Origin of the sequence: Methylosinus sp. R-45379 (genome assembly GCF_001644125.1) — a bacterium.
Classification (GTDB): Bacteria; Pseudomonadota; Alphaproteobacteria; order Rhizobiales; family Beijerinckiaceae; genus Methylosinus.
Genome location: NZ_LUUM01000113.1, coordinates 109772 through 131172, shown reverse-complemented (window position 1 = coordinate 131172; position 21401 = coordinate 109772). Strand labels below are relative to the sequence as shown.

The following is a 21401-nucleotide window of genomic DNA, read 5'->3' as shown; positions in this document are numbered from 1 at the left end:
GCAAATGTCCCTTATTCGCTCGTCCCTCGATTCCAGCGGCTTGGCCACTCTCACGCTCGCGCGACCGGAGCGTCGCAATGCGCTGGACCAAGCAATGGTCGTCGAGCTCATCGCGGCTCTGGAAAGCGCCGCGAACGATTCGCAGACGCGCATTCTCTTGCTCGCCGGCGAGGGCCCCGCCTTTTGCGCCGGCGGCGACATAGAATGGATGAAGCGCGTCGCCGCCGACACGCCACGCGCCAATGAGGAGGATGCGCTTCTACTCGCGCGTGCGATGCGCGCGCTCGACACGCTGCCCAAGCCGACGCTCGCGCGCGTCCATGGCGCGGCCTATGGCGGCGGCGTCGGCCTCGTCGCCTGCTGCGACATCGCCGTCGCGAGCGATGCAGCGAGCTTCTGCTTGAGCGAGGCGAGGATCGGCCTCACGCCCTCGGTGATCGGTCCTTATGTTCAGCGCGCTATCGGCGCGCGCCAGGCGCGGCGCTATTTTCTCAGCGCCGAGACGATCTCCGCGATGCAGGCGCGCGCGCTCGGCCTCGTTCACGAGATCGCTCCCGCGGCAGAGCTGGACGCGCGGCTGGCGCGCATCGTGGACGCGCTGCTCGCCGGCGCGCCCGGCGCGCAAGCAGAGGCGAAAGCCTCCATGGCGCTCTTTGCCGAGCATCCAATCGACGAAGCGCTGATGCGCGAGACAGCGCAGCGGATCGCCGCACGGCGCGCGTCTGCGGAAGGAAAGGAGGGTCTCGCGGCCTTCCTCGAGAAGCGCGCCCCCTATTGGAGACGAGATCGCGACGATGTTTCGTAAGATTCTCATCGCCAATCGCGGGGAGATCGCGTGCCGCGTGATCGCGACGGCGCGGCGCATGAGCATCATCGCCGCCGCCGTCTATTCCGACGTCGATGCGCATGCGCGTCATGTGGCGCTCGCCGACGAAGCCTATCCGCTGGGCGCAGCGCCTGCGCGTGAGAGCTATCTCGCAATCGACAAGATCATCGCCGTCGCGCGCCGCGCGGGCGCGCAAGCCGTGCATCCCGGCTATGGCTTTCTCTCCGAGAACGCAGCTTTCGCCGAGCGTTGCGCCGAGGCCGGCCTCGTCTTCATCGGACCGACGCCGCAAGCCATGCGTCTCATGGGCTCCAAGACGCACGCACGCGCATTGATGGAAAGCGCCGGCGTGCCGATCGTGCCGGGCTTTCACGGCGCGCAAGATACGGAGAGCCTCGTCACGGCGGCGACGCGCATCGGCTTTCCCGTGCTCGTCAAGGCTTCCGCGGGCGGCGGCGGCAAAGGCATGCGCCACGTCGCGACGCAGGGCGAGCTGCGCGGCGCGATCGAGAGCGCGCGGCGAGAGGCGGCGTCCGCATTCGGCGACGATTCGCTGCTGATCGAGAAGGCGCTCGACGGCGCGCGGCATATAGAAGCGCAGATTTTCGGCGACACGCATGGCGCCCTCGTCGCTTTCCCAGAACGTGACTGCTCGATCCAGCGCCGTCATCAGAAGATCATCGAGGAGACGCCCGCACCGGGCCTTTCGACGGAGCTGAGGTGCGCCTTGCGCGAGGCCGCGCTCGCCGCCGGGCGCGCGGTCTCCTATATCGGCGCCGGGACCGTCGAATTTCTCGTGACGGGCGACAGCTTCTATTTTCTCGAGATGAACACGCGGCTCCAAGTGGAGCATCCGGTCACCGAAATGATATCGGGCGTCGATCTCGTCGAATGGCAGCTGCGCGTCGCAGCCGGCGAGCCGCTGCCTGCGCAGCAGGACGAGATCGCGCGGCATGGACATGCGATCGAGGCGCGGCTCTATGCGGAAGCGCCGGCGCGCGATTTTCTACCTTGCGTCGGCCGGCTCGAGCACTGGCGCACGCCGCGCGAGGATGGCGCTATTCGTGTCGAAACCGGCGTGCGTGAAGGCGATGCGGTAACGCCTTTCTACGATCCGCTGCTCGCCAAGATCGTCGCGCATGGCGAAGACCGAGAGACCGCGCGCGCAAAGCTCGCCGCGGCGCTGCGCGATTGCGAGATCGTCGGCGTGGAGACGAATCTGCTTTTGCTGCGCGCAATTCTCGACAGCGAAGCGCATGCTGCGGGCGAGATCGACACGGGATTTCTGCCACGGCGTCTCGAGCTTGTCCTCGCGGGATCGGAAGCGCTGGACGAGGACGCCGAGACGATCGTGCTCGCTGCGGGCGCCGCCGCTTGGCTGCGCCGTCTTCGCGCCGAGCGCAATGAGGAATCGCCTTGGGACGCGTGCGACGCTTGGCGCCTCAATGGCGCGGCGCGGCAGAAGCTGTTCGTCCGCCTCGAGGATCGCGACATTCCCTTGACGCTCGCGCCTCTGCCCAAGGGCGCCTATCGCTTGCAAACGCCGAAGTCGCTGCATTGCGTCGCGCTCGAGAGCGACGCAGGTCGCATGAGCCTACGCGTGGACGGTGTCGCGCGAAAGCTTTCGATCGTCGAGCGCGCGAATGGCTTCGTCATCATATGGAATGGACGCAACCACGAGCTTTCGCTCGTCGATCCGCTCGCGCCGCCGCGCGCGGAGCGCGACGATGAGGCGGCGCTCGCGGCGCCGCTGCCGGCGCGCGTCACCGGACTCTTCGCCAGCGTCGGCGAGAGCGTGAAGAAAGGCGCGCCGCTCGTCATGCTCGAGGCCATGAAGATGGAAATCGCATTGTCCGCGCCGCGCGACGGACGCATATCGGAGATTCGGACGACGATCGGCGATATGGTGCGGCAGGGCGAGCGGCTGATCGTCTTCGCCGAGGGAGAAGCGGCATGATGAGCATTCCGCAGCGCGTGCGAATCGTCGAGGTCGGCCCGCGCGACGGCCTACAGAACGAGAGCGCAATGGTGTCAGTGGAGACCAAGGTCGCGCTGATCGAAAAGCTGGCCGCGGCGGGGCTGCGCGACATAGAAGCGGGAAGCTTCGTCTCGGCAAGGCGCGTTCCGCAAATGGCGGATACGAAGCGCGTGCTCGCACATCTTCGTTTGCCGCCGCATGTTCATCTGTCCGTTCTCATTCCCAATATGCGCGGGCTCGAGGAAGCGCTCGCTTGCGGCGTGCGCGGCGTCGCCATTTTCGCCGCGGCGAGCGAGAGCTTCTCCGAAGAAAATATCGGCTGCACGATCACGGAGAGCCTGACGCGTTATGCGCCCGTCGTCGAAGCGGCGGTCGGCGCAGGACTCGAGGTGCGCGGCTATATCTCCTGCGCGCTCGGCTGTCCCTATGAAGGCGATGTCGCGCCACGCGCCGTCGCGACGCTGGCCCGCGATCTAGCCGCGCTCGGCTGCCACGAGATTTCGCTCGGCGACACGATCGGCGTCGGCGCGCCTTTGCAGGCGCGGCGGCTCGTGGAAGAGGTCGGACGCGACATTCCATTGGCGCAGATCGCGGTTCATTTTCATGACAGCTATGGCCAGGCGCTCGCCAATATATTCGCTTGCGTCGAGATGGGCGTCGGCATCGTCGACGCATCCGTCGCCGGCCTCGGCGGCTGTCCCTTCGCGCCGGGCGCGAGCGGCAATGTCGCAACGGAGGATGTCGTCTATATGCTCCAGCGTTCGGGAATCGACACCGGCGTCGATCTCGCCGCGCTGATCGAGGCCGGAGCGTTCATTTGCGAAAATCTAGGACGCGAGAGTCAGAGCCGCGCCGCGCGCGCATCGCTTCTCCAACGAGAGAGAAGGCGCGTCGCATGAGCGATATTCTCGTCTCCCGCACGCGCAATGTCGGGCGCCTATCTTTGAACCGGCCGAAGGCGCTGAACAGCCTGACGCTGGATATGGTGCGCGATTTTTCCAGCGCGCTCGACTGCTTCGGCGCCGATCGGGAGATCGTCGCCGTCGTCGTGACGGGCGAAGGTCAGCGCGGCTTTTGCGCCGGCGGCGACATTCGCGCGCTCTATGAGCTGCGCAATGGCGAGCGCAGCCTCTATGAGACTTTCTGGCGCGAGGAATATCGGTTGAACGCGCGCATCGCCGCCTTTCCGAAACCCTATGTCGCGGTGATGGACGGAATCGTCATGGGCGGCGGCGTTGGGCTTTCCGCGCATGGCAATTTTCGCATCGTCACCGAGCGCACGCGCTTCGCAATGCCGGAGACGGGAATCGGCTTCATTCCAGATGTCGGCGGCTCCTGGCTGCTCACACGCAATGGCGGCGTCGGACGCTTCATGGCGCTCTCCGGCGCGACCGTCGGTCCGCATGACGCGATCTTCGCCGGGCTCGCCGATGTGCTCGTGGATTCGGCCTCGCTTCCCGAGCTGCTCGCCCTTCTATGCGACATTGGCGAGGCGGAAGAGGTGCGGTCGCTGCTGGCGCGCTTCGCGAAATCATCCGGCCTCGGCGCTTTGTCGCGGCACGAGACTTTGCTGCGGCGCGTGATGGCGCATTCGAGCGTCGAGCGCATCATCGCCGCGCTCGAGGCCGATGGTTCGGAATTCGCACGGGAGGCGGCGGCGACGCTCGCCATGCGCTCGCCGACAAGCCTGAAGGTGACGCTGCAGCTGCTGCGCCGCGCCGCCGATGCGGAAAATCTCGAGGCCTGCCTGCGTCAGGAGTTGCGCACGGCTTGCAATCTTCTTTCGACGCATGATCTCTACGAGGGCATTCGCGCCGCCGTCATCGACAAGGATCGCGATCCGCATTGGTCGCCGGCGACGCTCGCGGAAGTGGACGACGCCTCGGTGAAAGCGCTGCTCGACGGCGGCGCGGCGCCGGACCTCGAATTTCGGGCGTGGACATGAGCGAGACATTCGATCCCGTCGTCATCATCGGCGCCGCGCGCACGCCGATCGGGGCGATGCTCGGCGAGCTGAAGAGTGTTTCGGCGCCGGGGCTCGGCGTAGCGGCGATTCGCGCCGCGGTGGCGCGCGCCGATGCGCCGACAGATCAGATCGACGATGTGCTCATGGGCTGCGTGCTCTCGGCGGGATTGGGCCAAGCGCCGGCGCGGCAGGCGTCGCTCGCCGCCGGTCTGCCGGAGGCCGCGGGCTGCGTGACGATCAACAAAATGTGCGGCTCTGGCATGAAGGCGATCCAGCTCGCGCATGATCAATTGCTCGCCGGCAGCTCGCACGCCATCGTCGCCGGCGGCATGGAGAGCATGAGCAATGCGCCCTATCTGCTGGAGCGCGCGCGCGAAGGCTATCGCATGGGCCATAAGAGGCTCCTCGATCATATGTTTCTCGACGGGCTCGAGGACGCCTATGACAAAGGCCGGCTGATGGGCGATTTCGCCGAGGATTGCGCGACGACTCATCAATTCACGCGGCAAATGCAGGATGATTATGCGACGCTCTCGCTCGAGCGCGCGCGGCGTGCGGCGCAGCAGGGCGACTTCGACTGGGAGATCGCGCCGCTCGAAACGCAGGGCCGTGACTCGACGACGATTGCGCGTGACGAATTGCCGGCGAAAGCGAAGATCGAGGCGATCGCGAAATTGAAGCCTGCGTTTCGTGACGGCGGCACGGTGACGGCGGCCAATTCCAGCGCCATTTCCGACGGCGCCGCGGCGCTGACCTTGATGCGGCGGGATCGCGCCGAGCGCGCCGGCCTCACGCCACTCGCAATCATTCGCGCGCATGCGACGCATGCGGGGCCGCCCAATCTGTTTCCGACGGCGCCGATCTCGGCCATGCGCAAGCTCGCCGAGCGCCTGGGCTGGCCGCTGTCGAGCGTCGATCTCTTCGAGATCAACGAGGCGTTCGCCGTCGTCGTCATGGCAGCGATGCGCGAGCTCGATCTGCCGCGCGACAGAGTGAATGTGCATGGCGGCGCCTGTGCGCTCGGTCATCCGATCGGCGCCTCGGGCGCGCGCATCGTCGTTACTCTGCTCGCGGCGCTGCGCAAATATGGGCTGCGACGCGGCGTCGCCGCGCTCTGCATCGGCGGCGGCGAGGCGGCGGCAGTGGCGATAGAGACCGTGAATTAGAGTGTTTTCGAGCGAAGTGGGAACCGGTTCGCGTGAAGAAAACGCGATAGAATAGAACTCTAGCGCCAGCGCTGCGTCGCCATCATCTTACGCAGACGCTCCTGCACCAGCGCGGTGGCGGCGTCGCGCAGCGAGACGCGCATTGTGGAGGCGCGCGCGATGATCTCTCGCATGTTGCGGGAGATTTTTTCTTCGATCGCCGCAAAGGCGGCCTTCTCGTCGCCGCCGGCATATTCCACGGAAGCGCAAATCACGCCGCCGGCATTGGCGATAAAATCTGGTACAACGACGATTCCACGCTCGAACATGATGCGCTCCGCCTCGGCTGTCGCGGGAATATTGGCGCCCTGCACCACGAGCTTGCAGTGCAAGCCGCCGACATTGTCGGCGCGCAGCACATCAGGCCGCGCGGCGGGGATGAAAATATCGCAAGGCGCGGCGAGCAGCGCATCGGGCGCCAGCGCTTCGCCGCGCGGATAACTGGCGACGCTGCGGCCTTCGCTGCGAATTTGCGCCAATGCTTCTATGTCGAGTCCCGCCGCGTCATAGATCGCGCCGCGGCTATCGGAAGCGCCCACCAATTTCGCGCCTCTGCGTGAAAGGAATCGCGCCGCATGTCGTCCGACGGCGCCGAAGCCTTCGACGACGACGCGCGCGCCTTGGAGCTTCAGCCCGGCGGATGGCGCAGCGGCCTCGGCGGCTATTGCGACGCCATAGCCTGTCGCGCCGATCTCATCGAGCGGAACGCCGCCGAGCTCGGCGGGCAATCCAACGGCGCGGCCGATCTCGTCATGCACATAGGCCATGCATGTTTCATTCGTGCCCATGTCCGGGCCGGGGATGTAGTCCGTCAAAGGCTCGATCGCCTTGGCGAAGGCGCGGATGAGCTGCTCCTTCTCCTGTCGCGGCATGGCAGGATCGCCGAAGATGACGGATTTGCCGCCGCCATGGCGCAGGCCGCAGGCGGCGTTCTTCAACGTCATCGCGCGCGCGAGGCGGAAGCATTCTTCGACGCCGACATCCGGCGCCATGCGCACGCCGCCTATGGCGGGGCCGGCGGCGATATTGTCGATGACGACGATCGCCTCGAGGCCGACGCCCGGCGTGCTCACATAGACGATTTTCGCCGGGCCGAACTCGTCGACGAAGGGGAAAGCGTCTGATTTGAACGACGCGGACAGGGACGACGCGGACATGAATCATGAACTGGGCGCGCGCACGATCGATTCAAGCGCTCTTCGGCTCACGCAGCAAAAAATTCCCTAGGGCGGATGAAAAGCGCGAGGCGGCGCCTTACGTCACTCTGACGAAGCTCGAGGCAGGCCCGATGACCATTGGCGTCTCCTTCCAGATCGACTTTCTTCGCTTCCTCTCCGCGTCGGGCGAGCTCGACCCCGCGACGCCGCGCGAAGCGATAGACCCCGAGCTTTTGCTCGGCCTCTATCGCGCCATGACGCGCACGCGCGCTTATGACGGAAAAGCGATCGCTCTGCAGCGCACCGGCAAGCTCGGCACTTTCGCCTCCGCTCTGGGGCAGGAGGCGATCGGCGTCGGCATAGGCGCGGCCATGCGCAGCGAGGATGTGCTCGCGCCATCCTATCGCGATCATGGCGCGCAATTGCTGCGCGGCATGACGATGGTGGAAAATCTCGTCTATTGGGGCGGCGACGAGCGCGGCAGCGATTACGCTGTGCCTCGAAGCGACTTTCCCATTTGCGTTCCCGTCGGCACGCAGGTGGCGCATGCGGCCGGCGCCGCTTACGCCTTCAAGCTGCGTAATGAGAAGCGCGTCGCGGTGACGATCCTCGGCGATGGCGGCGCCTCGACAGGGGATTTCTATTCGGCCTTGAACATGGCCGCCGTCTGGCGCGTTCCGCTCGTTGTCGTCATCAATAATAATCAATGGGCGATCTCGACACCGCGCGAAATGGAATCGGCGACGGCGACTCTCGCGCAAAAGGCCGTCGCCGCCGGCGTCGAAGGACGTCAGGTCGATGGCAATGATGTGATCGCCATGCGCCATGTCGCGCATGCGGCGATCGAGAAAGCGCGCGACGGCGGCGGACCGACGCTCATAGAGGCGCTGAGCTATAGGCTCGGCGACCATACGACCGCCGATGACGCGTCGCGCTATCGCGACGTCGAGGTCGTACGGCGTGAGGCGGAGAAGGAGCCGATCGGTCGACTGCGCAAATATCTCATCGCGCATGGATTGTGGAGCGACGAGCAGGAGAAGGCATTCGCGAAGGATTGCGCCGATGAGGTGGAGCGCGCCGTCGCCGCCTATCTCGCGACGCCGCCGCAGGCGTTCTCGGCAATGTTCGATTATCTCTTCGCGCAGCTGCCGGAGTCGATGCGCGATCAATATGAGGAGGCGCGGCGCTTCGCGCCGAAGGATGGCGGCAATGGCTGAGCTCACTCTCGTCGAGGCCGTCAATCGCGCGCTCGCGCGTGCGCTCGAGCATGATCCCACCGTGCTGCTTCTCGGCGAGGATATCGGCGTCAATGGCGGCGTGTTTCGCGCGACGCTCGGCCTGCAGCAGCGCTTCGGCTCGGCGCGCGTTCTCGATACGCCGCTCGCCGAGGCGGCCATCGCCGGCGTCGCCGTCGGCATGGCGGCGATGGGGCTGAAGCCAGTGATGGAGATTCAATTCAGCGGCTTCATCTATCCGGCGCTGGATCAGCTCATCAATCACGCCTCGCGTCTGCGCAATCGCACGCGCGGACGGCTCAGCTGTCCCATGGTCTTGCGCGCGCCCAATGGCGGCGGCATTCACGCGCCGGAGCATCATTCGGAAAGCCCCGAGGCCATGCTCGCGCATACGCCGGGCCTGCGCGTCGTCATTCCGTCTTCGCCCGCGCGCGCCTATGGCCTGCTGCTCGCCGCCATTCGCGATCCCGATCCGGTCGTCTTCCTCGAGCCGACGCGGCTCTATCGTCTGTTCAAGCAAGAGGTAATCGACGATGGCGAGAGCCTGCCGCTCGACACATGCTTCGTCTCGCGCGAGGGGCGCGACGTCACCCTCGTCGCCTGGGGCGGCATGCTGCACGAGGCGCTCGCCGCCGCCGACAGCCTCGCGAGCGAAGGCGTCGATTGCGAGGTCATCGACATTGCGACGCTGAAGCCGCTCGACGCCGAGACCATTTTGCGCTCGGTGGAGAAGACCGGCCGCTGCATCATCGTGCAGGAGGCCGCGCGCACCGCGGGCTTCGGCGCGGAGATCGCCGCCGTCATCGCCGAGCGCGGGCTGTATTTTCTGCAAGCCCCGGTGCGGCGCGTCACCGGCTATGACGTCGTGATGCCGCTGGCGCGGCTCGAGGGACAATATTTGCCGAGCGTCGCGCGCATCGCCGACGCCGTGCGCAAAACGATGGAGGCGGCATGAGCGTCTTCAAGCTTCCCGATCTCGGCGAGGGACTGCAAGAGGCCGAGCTGGTGCAATGGCATGTCGCGCCCGGCGAGGAGGTCGCGATCGATCAGCCGCTCGTCTCCGTGGAGACGGCGAAGGCGGTCGTCGAGATTCCTTCGCCGCAAGCCGGGCGCATCGAAAAGCTGTTCGCGCAGGCGGGCGAGATCATCCGCATCGGCGGCCCGCTCATCGCCTTTGCGGGCGATGCGGAAGCGGCGCCTCTCGCGACGCGAGAGGACAAGGGAACCGTCGTCGGCGCGATGGAGACGAGCGGCCGCGTGCTGCAGGAAGGCGCGGCGCCGCTCGGGCGCAATGGCGCCGGCCTTCGCGCGACGCCGGCGGTGCGCGCGCTGGCGCGGCGGCTGGATGTCGATCTCGCGATGGTGACGCCTTCCGGCGCCGATGGCGTCATCACCGCGAGCGATGTGCAGCGCGTGGCGCGCATATTGGCGGAGACGGCGCCGTCCGAGCCTCTGCGCGGCTTTCGTCGCGCCATGGCGCAGAATATGGCGTTGGCGCAAGCCGAGGTGGCCGCGGCGACAGTGGTGGACGACGCCGACATAGACGCTTGGCCGCAGGGCGAAGATACGACATTGCGGCTCATTCGCGCGCTCGTCGCCGGCTGCCGCGTCGAGCCGGGGCTCAACGCCTGGTTCGAATCCCATGCGCTGGCGCGACGCGTGCTCACCGCCATCGATCTCGGCATCGCCGTCGATTCGGCGGAAGGCGGATTATTCGTGCCCGTGCTGCGCAATGTCGCCCAGCGCGATCCTTCCGATCTGCGCGCCGGGCTGAACAAAATGCGCGCCGATATAGAGGCGCGGCGCATTCCGCCGGAGGAATTGCGCGGCGCCACCATCACCCTCTCCAATTTCGGCATGATCGCCGGGCGCTACGCCGCGCCGATCGTGCTGCCGCCGACCGTCGCCATTCTCGGCGCGGGCCGCATCCGGCGCGCGATCGTCGCCGATGACGAAGGCCGTCCCGTCGCGCGGCGCATGCTGCCGTTGAGCCTCACCTTCGACCATCGGGTCGTCACCGGCGGCGAGGCCGCGCGCTTTCTCGGCGCGGTGATCGCCGATCTTAGCCGCGCGGCGTGAAAAAGCGCGGCGGCGCCTTCGCCGTGTCGTCGGGCAAAATGCATCGAATTTGAATATATTTGTAGTATATTCGCTCGATAAATGAATAGAATTTTCTATTCTTTCACAGACGATCGTAAAAATCCCGCGTCCAACCCCATGCCGGCTTATATCATAATATATTGATATAGAACGATTTTTGCGACGACCCGCGGCGCCGATGCGCCGCATAAGTACATGTCCTAATTTTGGAATTGGTCGCCAGCAAGTATTGACGGAACAGCGCGGCCCGCTGCAATCTCGCCGCCCAGGGAGAATTGGCGCTGATGACATCCATGGATCAATTTGATCTCCGCACGCAATCGATCAATTTGAAGCGTTCCTTTCGGCTTCTCGTCTTTGCCGAGCCGCTTTGCCCATTCGCCGACAGCCGCGGCCCATTTGCCGCCTGCTGATCGCCCTTCAATCGAACTGTAACGAGTTTGCGTAACGCGTAAGGAGCTTCTCATGATCACCGTGTCGCAATGCGCGGCCCAGGCGGGCCTGGCCTCCAACGAGCTGGTTCTCGGCGCCATCCCCTCTTGCGAGCATGACGCGCTGCTCGAGAGCTATCTCCTCAACGGCCATCGTGGGCTCGAGGCAGTGCGCGAGATGATTGTCGCCGATCTGCGCGGCTTTCTCGATCTCGGCGTGACGGGCCGCGCCGCCGATCTGCTGATCGTGCTGCGCCTGCTGCTCACCGCCCATCCACAGGCGGGCCGCGCCCAACGTCCGCATCACGCCGAGAGCGAGGCGGCTTTCGAGACCGCGCTGCTCGGCCATTATTTCGACGCCCGCCGCGGTGGGGCCAAGGGCGCGCCTCTCCGCGAGCCGGGCGTGGTGCTGTCCTTCTTTCGCGAGGGGCGCCGGACCGAGCGGCGCGCCGCGCGCGGCGAGCCGCCGGAGTCCCATTGTGGCGGCGATCCGATCATCGCGCGCTTCGGCGCGCGGGCGTCCTATCTGCGCGGCGAACGTTAGAGTTTTTTCGCGCCGAGCGGGAGCCGGCTCGCGCAGCGCAGAGCAATAGCGTCCAGAGTCCTTCCCATTCGAACGAGCCGGAAGGACTCTGGAACGGCGCCGAAGCGGAACGCCTCATTCGCCGGAGGTCACGTGGGCGTCACGCGGGCTATTGCCAATCGACGCGCAGCATAGGATCATCCCGGCCCGACGCGCCTGTCGAGGCGCAAAACGCTCGGGTGGTCGGACCCGCTTCTCTATGCAATCGGTAGACTATTTCGATTTCGGCTTTTCTGACGAGCACGCCCTGGAGCCTCGGCTCGGCGGAGCGCTCGAATGAGCGCCCTCGCCCATACTCCGGTCGTTCATGTCATCGACGATGACGCCGCCGTCCGCGACTCGCTGAGGCTCCTCCTGAAGATGGAGGCTTTCGACGTTCGCGCCCATGCCTCGGCGCGCGAGTTTTTCGCCAGCCTCGGCCCCGGCGACGGCGGCTGCGTCGTCACCGATGTGCGCATGCCGGGCGAGAGCGGCCTGGAGCTGCTCGCCGAGATCAAAGCGCGCGGGCTCGATTTGCCGGTGATCGTCATCACCGCCCATGCCGATGTGTCGCTCGCGGTTCAAGCGATGAAATCCGGCGCCGTCGATCTTCTCGAAAAGCCCTTCGGCGAGGAGACGCTGCTCCGCTCTGTCCGCCAGGCGCTCGGTCTTCGCGGCGCGGGCGATGGCCATAGCTCGGAGGCGGCGATAGCGCGCGACCGTCTGGCCAGCCTCACGGCGCGAGAGCGCGAGGTGCTGGTCGGCGTGCTCGAAGGCCGCCCCAACAAGATCATCGCCCATGAGCTCGGCATCAGCGTCCGCACAGTGGAGGCGCATCGCGCCCGGCTGATGGTGAAGATGCAGGTCAAGAGCCTGTCCGAGCTGGTGCGCATATCCGTGCTCGTCCCGCGCGCCGCATCCTTCTGAGCCATTGCGCCGCTCGCCCGCCGATATGGAAGAGGCGCGGCGCATCCTGCGCACGCGCTTCGGGCATGAGGATTTTCTGCCGGGACAGGCGGCCGTGGTCGCGGCTCTGCTCGAGGGGCGCGACGCGCTCGCGGTGATGCCCACCGGGGCCGGCAAATCCCTGCTCTACCAATTGCCGGCGGCCCTGGGCGTGGCGCCGGTCGTGGTCGTCTCGCCGCTCATTTCGCTGATGCGCGATCAATTGCGCGGCCTCGCGCGCTCGGGCGTCGCCGCCGTCGCGCTACATTCGGGCCAGAGCGAAGAGGAGCATGGCGCCGCGCTCGCCGCCATAGCGGACCGGCGCGCGAAGCTCGTCTATCTCGCGCCGGAACGCCTCGCCGGAGACGGAACCATCGCGCTCTTGCGCGCCGCCGGCGTGGCGCTGCTCGCCGTGGACGAGGCGCATTGCGTCTCCCATTGGGGGCATGAGTTTCGCCCGGATTACGCCCGGCTGGGGGAGATCGCCGCGCGGCTCGGCGCGCCGGTGCTGGCGGTGACGGCGACGGCCGGCCCGCGCACGCGCGCCGATATCATCGCCAGCCTGTTCACGCGCGCGCCGGAGGTTTTCGTCTCCTCCTTCGCGCGGCCCAATCTGCGCCTTTCTTTCCGTCCCCGCGGCGATGCGGCGGGGCGGCTGACGCGCTTCCTGCGCCGGCGGGAGGGAGAGAGCGGCGTCGTCTATGTGAATTCGCGCCGCAAGGCCGACGCTATGGCGGCCACGCTGCGCGGGCTCGGCTTCGACGCGCTCGCCTATCACGCCGGCCTCGATGCGGCGACGCGCGCGGCCCATCAGGACGCTTTCTTCGAACGCGCCGGCGTGGCGATGATCGCGACCATCGCCTTCGGCATGGGCGTCGACAAAAAGGACGTGCGCTTCGTCGTCCACGCCGATCCGCCCGATTCGATCGAGGCCTATTATCAGGAGATCGGCCGCGCCGGCCGCGACGGACTGCCGGCCGATGCGCTCGCCCTCTTCGATCCGCGCGAGCTCGCCGGCCGCTTCGGCTTCGCGCCGCCGGCGGACGATCCGGTCGCGCTCGGCGAGACGGAGCGGCGACGCGCCATGGCGCGCCTCTGCCTCACCCCCGCCTGCCGCTTCCAGACGCTGCTCGCCGCTTTCGGCGAGGAGAGCGGCCGCTGCGGGCGCTGCGACAATTGCCGCGGCGGCCTGATGGCGCTGCCGCGCCGCGCGGGCCTCGTCGCGCTCGGCTGGCGCGTGGCGCTGCTCGCCCGCTTCTCCGGCGCCGGCGCCGAGAGGCTCGACGAGCCGGAGGAGGCGTCTATCCCCGCTGTGGCGCCGGGCCTCTCCATCGCGCCGACTGAGGAACGGCTCAGCGTGGCCGAGGAGCGGCTCTATCGGCGGTTGCTGCATTTGCGGCTCGATATTGCGAGGCGCGGCCGTCTCTCCCCCCGCGCGGTGGCCAGCGACATGATGCTGCGTCGGCTCGCGATCACGCGGCCGAGCATGATCGGCGATTTTCCGCCCGGCGAGATCGTCGACGCGCCGGCCTTTCTGCGCGAAATCGAAGCGTATGACGAATGAAGGTCGAATCGAAAACTTTCGTCCCGAGAAGCCGTCCGCCATTCGCGTTCCGTCAAAAAAGCGTCTTCGTAAGGAGATATTCGGTACTTTTTATCGTCGGCACGACGCAGAGCGTGGCATGAAACATTTTCGCGCGATTTTCGCGTTACTTCTTTTCGTCGCTTTTTGGACGACGAGCTCTGCCAGCGCGCAAGTCGCATCCGATGCTCCTTCGCCGGAGCTTCCGGCGAATGCCGCTGACCTGAATGGTCTTCTCTATATGAAAGATTGGAACGGTCTCGGAGCCGCGCTGAAGGACGCCGATCAGACCCCGGTCACCCGCGTGAAAGCGATGAACTGGCTACAGCGCCGGGTCTTGCGCGGCGCGGAATATTTCGTCGTTTACGCCTATATGCGCGAGCTATGGACTGTCGGAACCGTGTCGCAGTCGGAGGGAATGCGCCAAACGGCGGGCGCGATGGCGCTCTACGCCTATGCGCTCATCGCGATCGACGGCGCCAAATGCCAGGACCTGACGGCGCCGGGCAATCGCATGACCCAATTGTTGGGCCTCAATCCCTCGACCTTTTCGTTTGTGAAGAGTCAGCCGGCAGAGACGAAAGCAAAAATGATCGATTTGGCGATCACGATCGAAAACCGCACCTCGTCCGCTCGCCGTGATGACGACTTGCTCTGCCGTGGCGGCTTGGAGGAATACAAAGCAGCTTTCGAGGGAGGGACGCAAACCGAAGTTCCAAACTCGACAGGGCATTTCGGCAAGACATTTCAAGTCGAGCCTCCTGCCGATTGGAAACCGAAATTCGCGCCGCCGGAGGTCTACCGCCCCAAGCAGGAGATCGCGCGCAACGCCATGCGCGAAGCCCTGCTCAAATTGATCCAGTAGTTAGCGCCCAAAACCGCCGTTCCTACTCGTCTTCCAGCCCCTGCGTCGGACGGGCGCGCCTTTTCTTCAGCTCGCGCAGCCGCGTCGAAGCGCGCGCGGCGCGTTGGCGCGCCGCCTCGCCGGTCGGCTGCAGCAGCTTGCGATATTCGTCGCGCTTCTCATGGATGGAAGCGATCACATAGCCCATGGGCACGCCGACATCGACGAGCACCGTCTCGGCGAGCTGCAGGCTCGACTCGATCGTCTCTGGTATCGCGTCGCTGGCGCCGAGCTCGTAGAGATGGGTGGCGTGCCAGGCGTCGCGGGCGCGCGCAACAATGGTCATATCGGCGCGCTGCTGATGCGCGAGGCGCACGATCTCCTGCGCGGCTTGCGGATTCTCCACCGTCACCACCAGCGCGCGCGCCTGGGCGACGCCGAGGCGCATCAAAAACTCGCGCCGCATGCAATTGCCCCAATAAATATCGACGCCCTTGTCGCGCGTCTGCGCGACGAGCTTCACGTCATTGTCGACGGCGACAAAGGGAATCTCGTGACGGCTCAGCATGGCGCCGATGAGCGCTCCGACGCGCCCATAGCCGACAATGACGACGCGGCCGGCGGCGATCTCGCGCTCCGGCGCGAGATGGCCGAACTCGGCCTCGTCGTCTTGCAGGCGGCGGCCCGGATTGACCCATTCGCCGAGGCGCGCCAGCGCCGGCAGCACGAAGAGGCCGAGCGTCACCGCCAGCATGGCGTCGGCGCCGAGATTTTTCGGCAGCACGCCGGAGGCGATGGCGGCGCCGACGAGAATGAAGGCGAACTCGCCGCCGGGCGCGAGCAGCAGCGCCACTTCCGCCGCTATGCGCGGGCGCAGGCGAAAGGCGCGGCCGAGCAGGAAGACGATGAGGGTCTTGGTCACGATGAGGCCGATGGCGATGACCAGCACTTGGCGCAGGTCCTCGATCACGCGATCGAAATCGAGCCCGGCGCCCACCGACACGAAGAAGAGGCCGAGCAGCAGGCCTTTGAACGGCTCGATCGTCACCTCGATCTCGCGGCGAAACTCGGTCTCGGCGAGCAGCAGGCCGGCGATGAAGGCGCCGAGCCCCATCGAAAAGCCCGCCGCCGCGCTGGCGACGCCGGCGCCGATGATGACCAGCAGGCTCGCCGCGGTGAACAGCTCGATGGATTGCGCCGCCGCCACCAGATGGAACAGCGGCCGCAGCAGCAGCCGTCCGGCGATGATCAGTCCGCCCATGGCGGCGAGCGCCGGCAGAAAGGCGAGCAGCGCTTTCAGCCCTTCGCTCTCCACTTGCGGATCGGAGAGGAAGGAGATGAGGAAGAGCAGCGGCGCCACCATCAGATCCTGCAGCAGCAGCACCGAGAAGGCGGCGCGGCCGGCGGCGCGATTGAGGCGCCGGCGCTCGGCGAGCAGCGGAATGACGATCGCCGTGGAGGACATTGCGAGCGCCGCGCCGAGCAGCGCCGCCGGCGCGGGGCCGAGCCCGGCCCAGAACACGCCCGCCGCCGTCAGCGCCCCGCCGCAGAGCAGAACCTGCGAGAGGCCGAGCCCGAAGACGAGCGTGCGCATGCGCGCGAGGCGCTCCCAGGAGAGCTCGAGGCCGATCATGAACAAGAGGAAGACGAGGCCGAATTCGGCGATCTTGGCGACGCCCTCGAGATCGCTCAGCGCGATCGCCGAGAGAAGCTCATGACGCTCGGCGAGCTTGCCGAGGCCGAAAGGGCCGAGCGCCGCGCCGGCGAGCAGAAAGCCGAGAATGGGGCTGATGCGCAGCCGATGAAACAAAGGCGCGACGACTCCCGCCGTGCCCAGAAACAGCAGCGCCTCACGATACTCGCCCCACTGAAACGCCGCAGCCCCCGACATCGCCGTCCTTTCCCGTCACCGATTCGGGCTTCAGCATAAGGGAGCGGGCAGCCGGTCACGAAGCCGTTTCTGGGGCTCCGCCTTCTCCTGCCGGCGGAGAAGGCGACGCGCCCGTCTCACATTCCCTTGCGCGGATCGTAGGGCTTGGCCGTGCGGCATTTTTGAGCGAAGGCCTCGAGCTCGGCGTCGGCGCCTTCGGGCAACAGCACGCGCAGCGTCACATAGAGATCGCCAGCCGGCTTGCCCTCCGCGGCGGGCAGTCCCTTGCCGCGCAGGCGCAGCACGCGGCCGCCGTTGGAGCCGGCGGGGATGGTCAGCTCCACCTTGCCGGAGAGCGTCGGCGCCGCGACCTTGGCGCCCAGAACCGCCTCGTAGAAGGCGATCGGCAGATCGAGCTTCAGATCGCGGCCAGAGATGGCGAACAGCGGGTCCGGCGCGACATGGATGGTGACGATGGCGTCGCCGGGCTCGCCGCCGGGTGGGGCGGCGTGGCCCTGGCCGCGCAGGCGGATCTGCTTGCCGTCCTCTATGCCGATCGGAATATTCACATCGAGCGTGCGGCCGGTGGGCAGAAAGACGCGCGTGCTGCCGCCCGTCACCGCCTCGGCCAGCGAGATGGTCACTTGCAGCGCCACATCCTCGCCGCGGCGCGGCGCGCGGGCTCCGCGGCGTCCGCCCGCCCCGGCGCCGAAGAGATCGGCGAAAAGATCAGAAGGGTCGAAGCCGGCGCGGCCGCCGCCGCCCGGAGCGTCGCCGCCGAAATGGAACTCGAAATGCTCGGCACCGCCAGGGCCGCGCTGTCCGCGATAGCCGCCGCCCGGTCCCGCGCCGAATCCCTCGAAGCCGGTGAAGCGCGGCTTGCCCTCGGCGTCGATCTCGCCGCGGTCGAATTGCGCCTTTTTCTTCTCGTCGCCGAGAATCTCATAGGCGGAATTGGCCTCGGCGAATTTCTCCTTGGCCTTGGGGTCGTTCTTGTTCTGATCCGGGTGGTATTTTTTCGCGAGATTGCGAAACGCCTTCTTGATCTCGGCGGCGCTCGCCGTCTTGGCGACGCCCAGGACATCATATGGATCGCGCATTTTCTTCAAAAGCCCATAGTGGCGCCCGCCTCATGCGGCGCGGACGCTCATGTCTGACATGTCTATTTGGGAGAAGAGGCGGCCGCGCGCAAGGATGCGGCGAAGGTCGGAGGACGAGACCGCTGATTTTTCAGGCCGGATTTCTCAGGCCTTGCGCCAGGGCCGCACATCGATCAGCGCCCAATCGGCGGATTTGTCGCGGCAGGCCGTGCCCTGCAATTGCTCGTGGCTCTCTTTCGTCCCGACTTCCGCCAGAAAGGCGCGGCAGACCTTGCCCTCCGAAGGATAGGGCTGGCCGACCGGCGTGAAGGAGCCGCGCGCATGGCTTTCGGGATTGTCCCAATTGACCGTCGCGCCGGCGCCCTGAGGATCGAGCGCGACGCCAAGGGCCGCATTGGCGCGCCGCCAATCCTCCTGGTCGAGCGAATGGGAGAGAGTCGGCGTGGTCTTATGCGGAATGGAGCCGGTCACATCGTCGCTGACATTCTTCCAGGCCGGGGCCGGCTCGCCGCCGGGAATGGCGAAAGAACAGCCGCCGAGCGCCGCCGCCATCAGCGTGGCTGCGAGAAGACGCGCGGCGGCGAGACCGATTTGAGAAGCGGCTGCGGCGGCGTTATGTGTGTCTCGCGGGTCGTGCAATGCGCTGCCTTACCACCATGACCACCGCCCTCGTTTCGGCGGCAGCTGAGGATTTTCCCGTGAAGGGGTTAAAACAGAGTGACTTCTGCGAGGCCTCCGAACCTTACGCATTATTCGGCGAGTGGTTCGAGGAGGCGAGGACGAGCGAGCCCGACGTTCCCGAAGCGATGGCGCTCTCCACCGTGGACGAAACCGGCTTGCCGGATTCCCGCATGGTTTTGATGAAGGATTGGGGCGAATCCGGCTTCACCTTCTATACCAACGCCGAGAGCGCCAAGGGCCGCGAGCTCGCGGCCACGATGAAGGCGGCGGCGCTTTTCCACTGGAAATCGCTGCGCCGCCAGGTGCGGCTGCGCGGTCCGGTGGAGCCCGTATCGGACGCCGAGGCCGACGCTTATTTCGCCAGCCGCCCGCGCGACAGCCGCATCGGCGCCTGGGCGAGCCGCCAGTCGCAACCGCTGGAGAGCCGATTCGCGCTCGAGAAAGCGGTCGCTTATCAGGCCGCGCGCTTCGGGCTCGGCGAGGTGCCGCGGCCGCCGCATTGGCGCGGCTATCGGATCCTTCCGGTCGCGATCGAGTTCTGGGCGGATCGGCCCTTCCGCCTGCATGATCGCGTGCAATTTTCCCGCGAGGGCGCGGGCTGGACCAAGGCGCGGCTCTATCCTTGACGCGTTCGCGAGGCGTCGGCGCCTTCTCCCCACATGCGGGGAGAAGGCGCCGATGAGGGGCTCGGGGCGTTTCCCGTCTGTGGCCAACGCCCCGAGCCCCTCACCCCGACCCTCTCCCCGCGCGCGGGGAGAGGGAGATACGTCGAAGCTCGAAAGAAAGCGGCGAAGCGATGCCATTCTCGTCAAACAGAACGATCGCGACGAAGAGCGAGCCTGAAGGCTCGCGGTCCTGGCCGCGCTCCGGACCGCGAGCCTTCAGGCTCGCCAGCGCCCTCGCGCTTTCTTGCGCCTTGTTCGCGCAGCCGGCGCGCGCGCAGGATTTTCTGCAGAATCTGTTCGGCTGGGGCCAGCAGCATTCGGCGCCGCGCGTGATCGAGCGGGCGCCGCAGCAGGGCAAGGCCAAGCCGAAGAAGAAGAACGCCGCGAAAACGCCGCCGGGAGGCAAGCAGCAGGCGCAGCCCAACGGCGCCGCGCAGCAGCCTGCCGCCGAAGGGCCGCCGCCGCCCTATGAGCCGCAATTGCTCCGACTCTCCGAGATACTCGGCGCGCTCTCCTATCTGCGCGATCTCTGCGGCTCCGAGGATGGCGAGGATTGGCGCGCCAAAATGAGCTCGCTGCTGGAGGCGGAGGCCAAGACGGGCCAGCGCCGGCTGAAGCTGACGGGCGCATTCAACCGCGGCTTTCGCGGCTATGAGACCACCTATCGCTCCTGCACGCCCAATGCGCGCCTGGCCATCTCACGCTATCTCGACGAAGGCGGCCGCATCGCGCACGACATCGCGTATCGTTACGGGAATTCCTGACGTCGCAAACGCGGATGTGCGTTAACCCTCCGGCAAGGACCCGTCTCGCGCGGCGCGCCGCCGTTGATTAGAGTGATCGCATGACGGGCTTTCCTTCCTCCACATTGGACGACGCCGCCGGCTCCGAGCAGCGGCGAGTCGCGCTCGCTTATCTCGCCGAGGCTTTCGCGGAAGCCGCGCTCGCCGGGATCGAAGGGGATTCCTTCGCCCATGTCGCGCTCTCGGCGGCGCTGCACGAGCTCGTCGCCACTTATGGCGAGGAGGAGGTCGCGGCTTTCGTGGAACGTTTGCCGCGGCGCTTGCGCGACGGCGAATTCTCGAGCGGCCTGCGCCATTGAGCGCGCTTTTCCGCGTGCGCGCGTGAAAAAGCCGATAAAACCAGTTGTCGAGACGATCTCCCAGCCGCTCCGCGACCTCGCCGCACTGCCCGCGCCGGTGCGCGCGCTGCGCGAGAAGATTCTCGCCGCTTGCGAGACGGGCGACATAGAGGCGCTGCGCATTCCGATCGACTGGAACGAGGTGCGCCCCTTGTTCGAGCGCGGCGCGCGGCGGCCGGCGGGCGCCGATCCGATCGAGACCTTGAAATCGCTCTCATTCGATCGCGCGGGACGCGAGATGCTCTCGCTCGCGCGCGCCGTATTGTCGCAGCCCTTCCTGCGCATCACGCGCGGGCCGTTCGAGAGCTATGAATGGCCGGCTTTCGCGCGACGTCCCGCGCCGCCGGCGAGCGAGGAAGAGACGCGCGCGCTCTGGGCCTGCGTGCGCTTCGCCGATCTCGCCGCATCCAATGCCGACGGCCGCCCGAAAGTGATGCGGATCGGCGTCGGCGCGGATGGCGTCTGGCACTATTTCTGGAACGCGGAGTAAGCTCGCCGTAATGATCTCGGGACGCTCGGCGCCCGAGACGAACGCGTCTCAGGCGAGACGCGCGGCGGAGCGAAGCTGATCGCGCGCGCGGCGACGATCCTGCACAGGCTGATAGGCGATCTGCGAATGATAGCCGCAATAAGGGCTGCCGCCGCCGCCCGGCGAGCGCGCGCCGCAGAAGCGAAACTCGGCCGATGTCGGATCGCCGATCGGCCAACGGCACATCGACTCTCTGAGCTCCATCAGCGTGACGCGTTCGGACATTGGAATGACGACTTCCTCTTGCGGGCGGGCGTCCGGCATCACCAGCGCGCGCGGCGCGAATGCCAACGCGACATTGCCGACGACAGCGGGCGCATGTCCGTGATGCACGCGCGGCGCAGCGGCCTGCGGGCGTTGTGGTTTCGCGACGCGCGGACGCGCCGCTATGGGCGTCTTGGCGCGCTGTGCGAGTCCGAGACGATGAATCTTACCAATAACGGCGTTGCGCGTGATGCCTGCGCCGATCTCGGCAGCCACCTGACTGGCGCTGAGGCCGTCGTTCCAGAGCTTGCGTAGCATCTCGACGCGCTCGTCGGTCCAGGACATTAAGGTCCTCCTCGATTAAGCCGGCTTCAGCCGAG

21 protein-coding genes are annotated in these 21401 nt (G+C 66.7%); 16 read left to right on the top strand and 5 right to left on the bottom strand.

Annotated elements, in window-relative coordinates; genetic code table 11:
• Positions 1-4 precede the first annotated feature (4 nt).
• The 5 genes from A1351_RS06315 to A1351_RS06295 are packed head-to-tail and all read left to right on the top strand — an operon-like array spanning position 5 to position 5936.
• Positions 5-805, top strand: a complete 801-nt coding sequence (locus A1351_RS06315; RefSeq protein ID WP_024881372.1) for an enoyl-CoA hydratase-related protein — start codon at positions 5-7, stop codon at positions 803-805.
• Positions 795-2783: a biotin carboxylase N-terminal domain-containing protein gene (locus A1351_RS06310; protein ID WP_064032516.1), complete on the top strand. Its 1989-nt coding sequence runs from the start codon at positions 795-797 to the stop codon at positions 2781-2783. Before A1351_RS06315 ends, A1351_RS06310 begins: the two co-directional genes overlap by 11 nt.
• Entirely contained in the window at positions 2783-3703 is a 921-nt protein-coding gene (locus A1351_RS06305) for a hydroxymethylglutaryl-CoA lyase (RefSeq protein ID WP_064032546.1), read from the top strand. Before A1351_RS06310 ends, A1351_RS06305 begins: the two co-directional genes overlap by 1 nt.
• Entirely contained in the window at positions 3700-4749 is a 1050-nt protein-coding gene (locus tag A1351_RS06300; protein WP_026599579.1) for an enoyl-CoA hydratase/isomerase family protein, read from the top strand. The genes A1351_RS06305 and A1351_RS06300 overlap by 4 nt, the downstream gene beginning before the upstream one ends.
• The gene (locus tag A1351_RS06295) at positions 4746-5936 is read left to right on the top strand and encodes an acetyl-CoA C-acyltransferase (protein WP_064032515.1); all 1191 of its coding nucleotides are present in this window, start codon (positions 4746-4748) and stop codon (positions 5934-5936) included. Before A1351_RS06300 ends, A1351_RS06295 begins: the two co-directional genes overlap by 4 nt.
• 59 nt (positions 5937-5995) lie before the next feature.
• Here the strand turns inward: A1351_RS06295 and A1351_RS06290 are convergent, their stop codons facing one another.
• Positions 5996-7132 carry a Glu/Leu/Phe/Val dehydrogenase gene (locus A1351_RS06290; protein ID WP_064032514.1) on the bottom strand — a complete coding sequence of 379 codons (1137 nt, stop codon included), beginning with the start codon at positions 7130-7132 and terminating at the stop codon, positions 5996-5998.
• 5 nt (positions 7133-7137) lie between these two features.
• Here A1351_RS06290 and pdhA point away from each other — a divergent pair, with 5 nt between their 5' ends.
• The 7 genes from pdhA (at position 7138) to A1351_RS25180 (ending at position 14852) form a co-directional block, all read left to right on the top strand.
• The gene (pdhA, locus tag A1351_RS06285) at positions 7138-8349 is read left to right on the top strand and encodes a pyruvate dehydrogenase (acetyl-transferring) E1 component subunit alpha (RefSeq protein WP_198162234.1); all 1212 of its coding nucleotides are present in this window, start codon (positions 7138-7140) and stop codon (positions 8347-8349) included.
• Positions 8342-9322, top strand: coding sequence for an alpha-ketoacid dehydrogenase subunit beta (locus A1351_RS06280; RefSeq protein ID WP_064032513.1), 981 nt, complete (start codon positions 8342-8344; stop codon positions 9320-9322). The genes pdhA and A1351_RS06280 overlap by 8 nt, the downstream gene beginning before the upstream one ends.
• Complete coding sequence (locus A1351_RS06275; RefSeq protein WP_064032512.1) at positions 9319-10446, top strand: dihydrolipoamide acetyltransferase family protein; 1128 nt, start codon at positions 9319-9321, stop codon at positions 10444-10446. The genes A1351_RS06280 and A1351_RS06275 overlap by 4 nt, the downstream gene beginning before the upstream one ends.
• 486 nt (positions 10447-10932) lie before the next feature.
• Complete coding sequence (locus A1351_RS25185; protein ID WP_024881381.1) at positions 10933-11442, top strand: hypothetical protein; 510 nt, start codon at positions 10933-10935, stop codon at positions 11440-11442.
• A gap of 315 nt (positions 11443-11757) precedes the next feature.
• A complete protein-coding gene (locus tag A1351_RS06265; protein WP_024881382.1) occupies positions 11758-12387 on the top strand; it encodes a response regulator transcription factor in 630 nt (209 codons plus the stop codon).
• Between the two features lie 4 nt (positions 12388-12391).
• Positions 12392-13969, top strand: coding sequence for an ATP-dependent DNA helicase RecQ (locus A1351_RS06260; protein ID WP_083967172.1), 1578 nt, complete (start codon positions 12392-12394; stop codon positions 13967-13969).
• Positions 13959-14852, top strand: coding sequence for a hypothetical protein (locus tag A1351_RS25180; protein WP_064032511.1), 894 nt, complete (start codon positions 13959-13961; stop codon positions 14850-14852). The genes A1351_RS06260 and A1351_RS25180 overlap by 11 nt, the downstream gene beginning before the upstream one ends.
• Positions 14853-14874: 22 nt before the next feature.
• Here the strand turns inward: A1351_RS25180 and A1351_RS06250 are convergent, their stop codons facing one another.
• The 3 genes from A1351_RS06250 to A1351_RS06240 all read right to left on the bottom strand — a co-directional run bounded on the left by A1351_RS06250 (position 14875) and on the right by A1351_RS06240 (position 18440).
• Positions 14875-16722 (bottom strand): cation:proton antiporter, encoded by a 1848-nt coding sequence (locus tag A1351_RS06250; RefSeq protein WP_064032510.1) that lies wholly within the window; start codon positions 16720-16722, stop codon positions 14875-14877.
• 116 nt (positions 16723-16838) lie between these two features.
• Positions 16839-17801, bottom strand: coding sequence for a DnaJ C-terminal domain-containing protein (locus A1351_RS06245; RefSeq protein WP_024881385.1), 963 nt, complete (start codon positions 17799-17801; stop codon positions 16839-16841).
• 144 nt (positions 17802-17945) lie between these two features.
• Positions 17946-18440 (bottom strand): RT0821/Lpp0805 family surface protein, encoded by a 495-nt coding sequence (locus tag A1351_RS06240; RefSeq protein ID WP_026599588.1) that lies wholly within the window; start codon positions 18438-18440, stop codon positions 17946-17948.
• 17 nt (positions 18441-18457) lie between these two features.
• On the opposite strand from A1351_RS06240, the gene pdxH reads away from it, so the two are divergent.
• From pdxH to A1351_RS06220, 4 genes are all read left to right on the top strand, one after another.
• Complete coding sequence (gene pdxH / locus A1351_RS06235) at positions 18458-19108, top strand: pyridoxamine 5'-phosphate oxidase (protein WP_083967171.1); 651 nt, start codon at positions 18458-18460, stop codon at positions 19106-19108.
• 290 nt (positions 19109-19398) lie between these two features.
• Positions 19399-19911: a TIGR02301 family protein gene (locus A1351_RS06230; protein WP_036309794.1), complete on the top strand. Its 513-nt coding sequence runs from the start codon at positions 19399-19401 to the stop codon at positions 19909-19911.
• An 80-nt stretch (positions 19912-19991) separates the two neighbouring features.
• On the top strand, positions 19992-20249 hold the full coding sequence (locus A1351_RS06225; RefSeq protein ID WP_024881389.1) for a hypothetical protein: 258 nt from the start codon (positions 19992-19994) through the stop codon (positions 20247-20249).
• Between the two features lie 22 nt (positions 20250-20271).
• Positions 20272-20778 carry a hypothetical protein gene (locus tag A1351_RS06220; protein ID WP_245291588.1) on the top strand — a complete coding sequence of 169 codons (507 nt, stop codon included), beginning with the start codon at positions 20272-20274 and terminating at the stop codon, positions 20776-20778.
• A 48-nt stretch (positions 20779-20826) separates the two neighbouring features.
• On the opposite strand, the gene A1351_RS06215 is transcribed toward A1351_RS06220, so the two are convergent.
• Positions 20827-21366, bottom strand: a complete 540-nt coding sequence (locus A1351_RS06215) for a GcrA family cell cycle regulator (protein WP_024881391.1) — start codon at positions 21364-21366, stop codon at positions 20827-20829.
• Between the last annotated feature and the right edge of the window lie 35 nt (positions 21367-21401).

Coding starts and splice junctions, on each gene's coding strand:
- A1351_RS06310 (WP_064032516.1), top strand. CDS start 795: ATGTTTCGTAAGATTCTCATCGCCAATCGCGGGGAGATCGCGTGCCGC.
- A1351_RS06300 (WP_026599579.1), top strand. CDS start 3,700: ATGAGCGATATTCTCGTCTCCCGCACGCGCAATGTCGGGCGCCTATCT.
- pdxH (WP_083967171.1), top strand. CDS start 18,458: ATGACCACCGCCCTCGTTTCGGCGGCAGCTGAGGATTTTCCCGTGAAG.
- A1351_RS06225 (WP_024881389.1), top strand. CDS start 19,992: ATGACGGGCTTTCCTTCCTCCACATTGGACGACGCCGCCGGCTCCGAG.
- A1351_RS06315 (WP_024881372.1), top strand. CDS start 5: ATGTCCCTTATTCGCTCGTCCCTCGATTCCAGCGGCTTGGCCACTCTC.
- A1351_RS06250 (WP_064032510.1), bottom strand. CDS start 16,722: ATGTCGGGGGCTGCGGCGTTTCAGTGGGGCGAGTATCGTGAGGCGCTG.
- A1351_RS06290 (WP_064032514.1), bottom strand. CDS start 7,132: ATGTCCGCGTCGTCCCTGTCCGCGTCGTTCAAATCAGACGCTTTCCCC.
- A1351_RS06215 (WP_024881391.1), bottom strand. CDS start 21,366: ATGTCCTGGACCGACGAGCGCGTCGAGATGCTACGCAAGCTCTGGAAC.
- A1351_RS25185 (WP_024881381.1), top strand. CDS start 10,933: ATGATCACCGTGTCGCAATGCGCGGCCCAGGCGGGCCTGGCCTCCAAC.
- A1351_RS06245 (WP_024881385.1), bottom strand. CDS start 17,801: ATGCGCGATCCATATGATGTCCTGGGCGTCGCCAAGACGGCGAGCGCC.
- A1351_RS06280 (WP_064032513.1), top strand. CDS start 8,342: ATGGCTGAGCTCACTCTCGTCGAGGCCGTCAATCGCGCGCTCGCGCGT.
- A1351_RS06305 (WP_064032546.1), top strand. CDS start 2,783: ATGAGCATTCCGCAGCGCGTGCGAATCGTCGAGGTCGGCCCGCGCGAC.
- A1351_RS25180 (WP_064032511.1), top strand. CDS start 13,959: ATGACGAATGAAGGTCGAATCGAAAACTTTCGTCCCGAGAAGCCGTCC.
- A1351_RS06265 (WP_024881382.1), top strand. CDS start 11,758: ATGAGCGCCCTCGCCCATACTCCGGTCGTTCATGTCATCGACGATGAC.
- A1351_RS06275 (WP_064032512.1), top strand. CDS start 9,319: ATGAGCGTCTTCAAGCTTCCCGATCTCGGCGAGGGACTGCAAGAGGCC.
- pdhA (WP_198162234.1), top strand. CDS start 7,138: ATGAACTGGGCGCGCGCACGATCGATTCAAGCGCTCTTCGGCTCACGC.
- A1351_RS06295 (WP_064032515.1), top strand. CDS start 4,746: ATGAGCGAGACATTCGATCCCGTCGTCATCATCGGCGCCGCGCGCACG.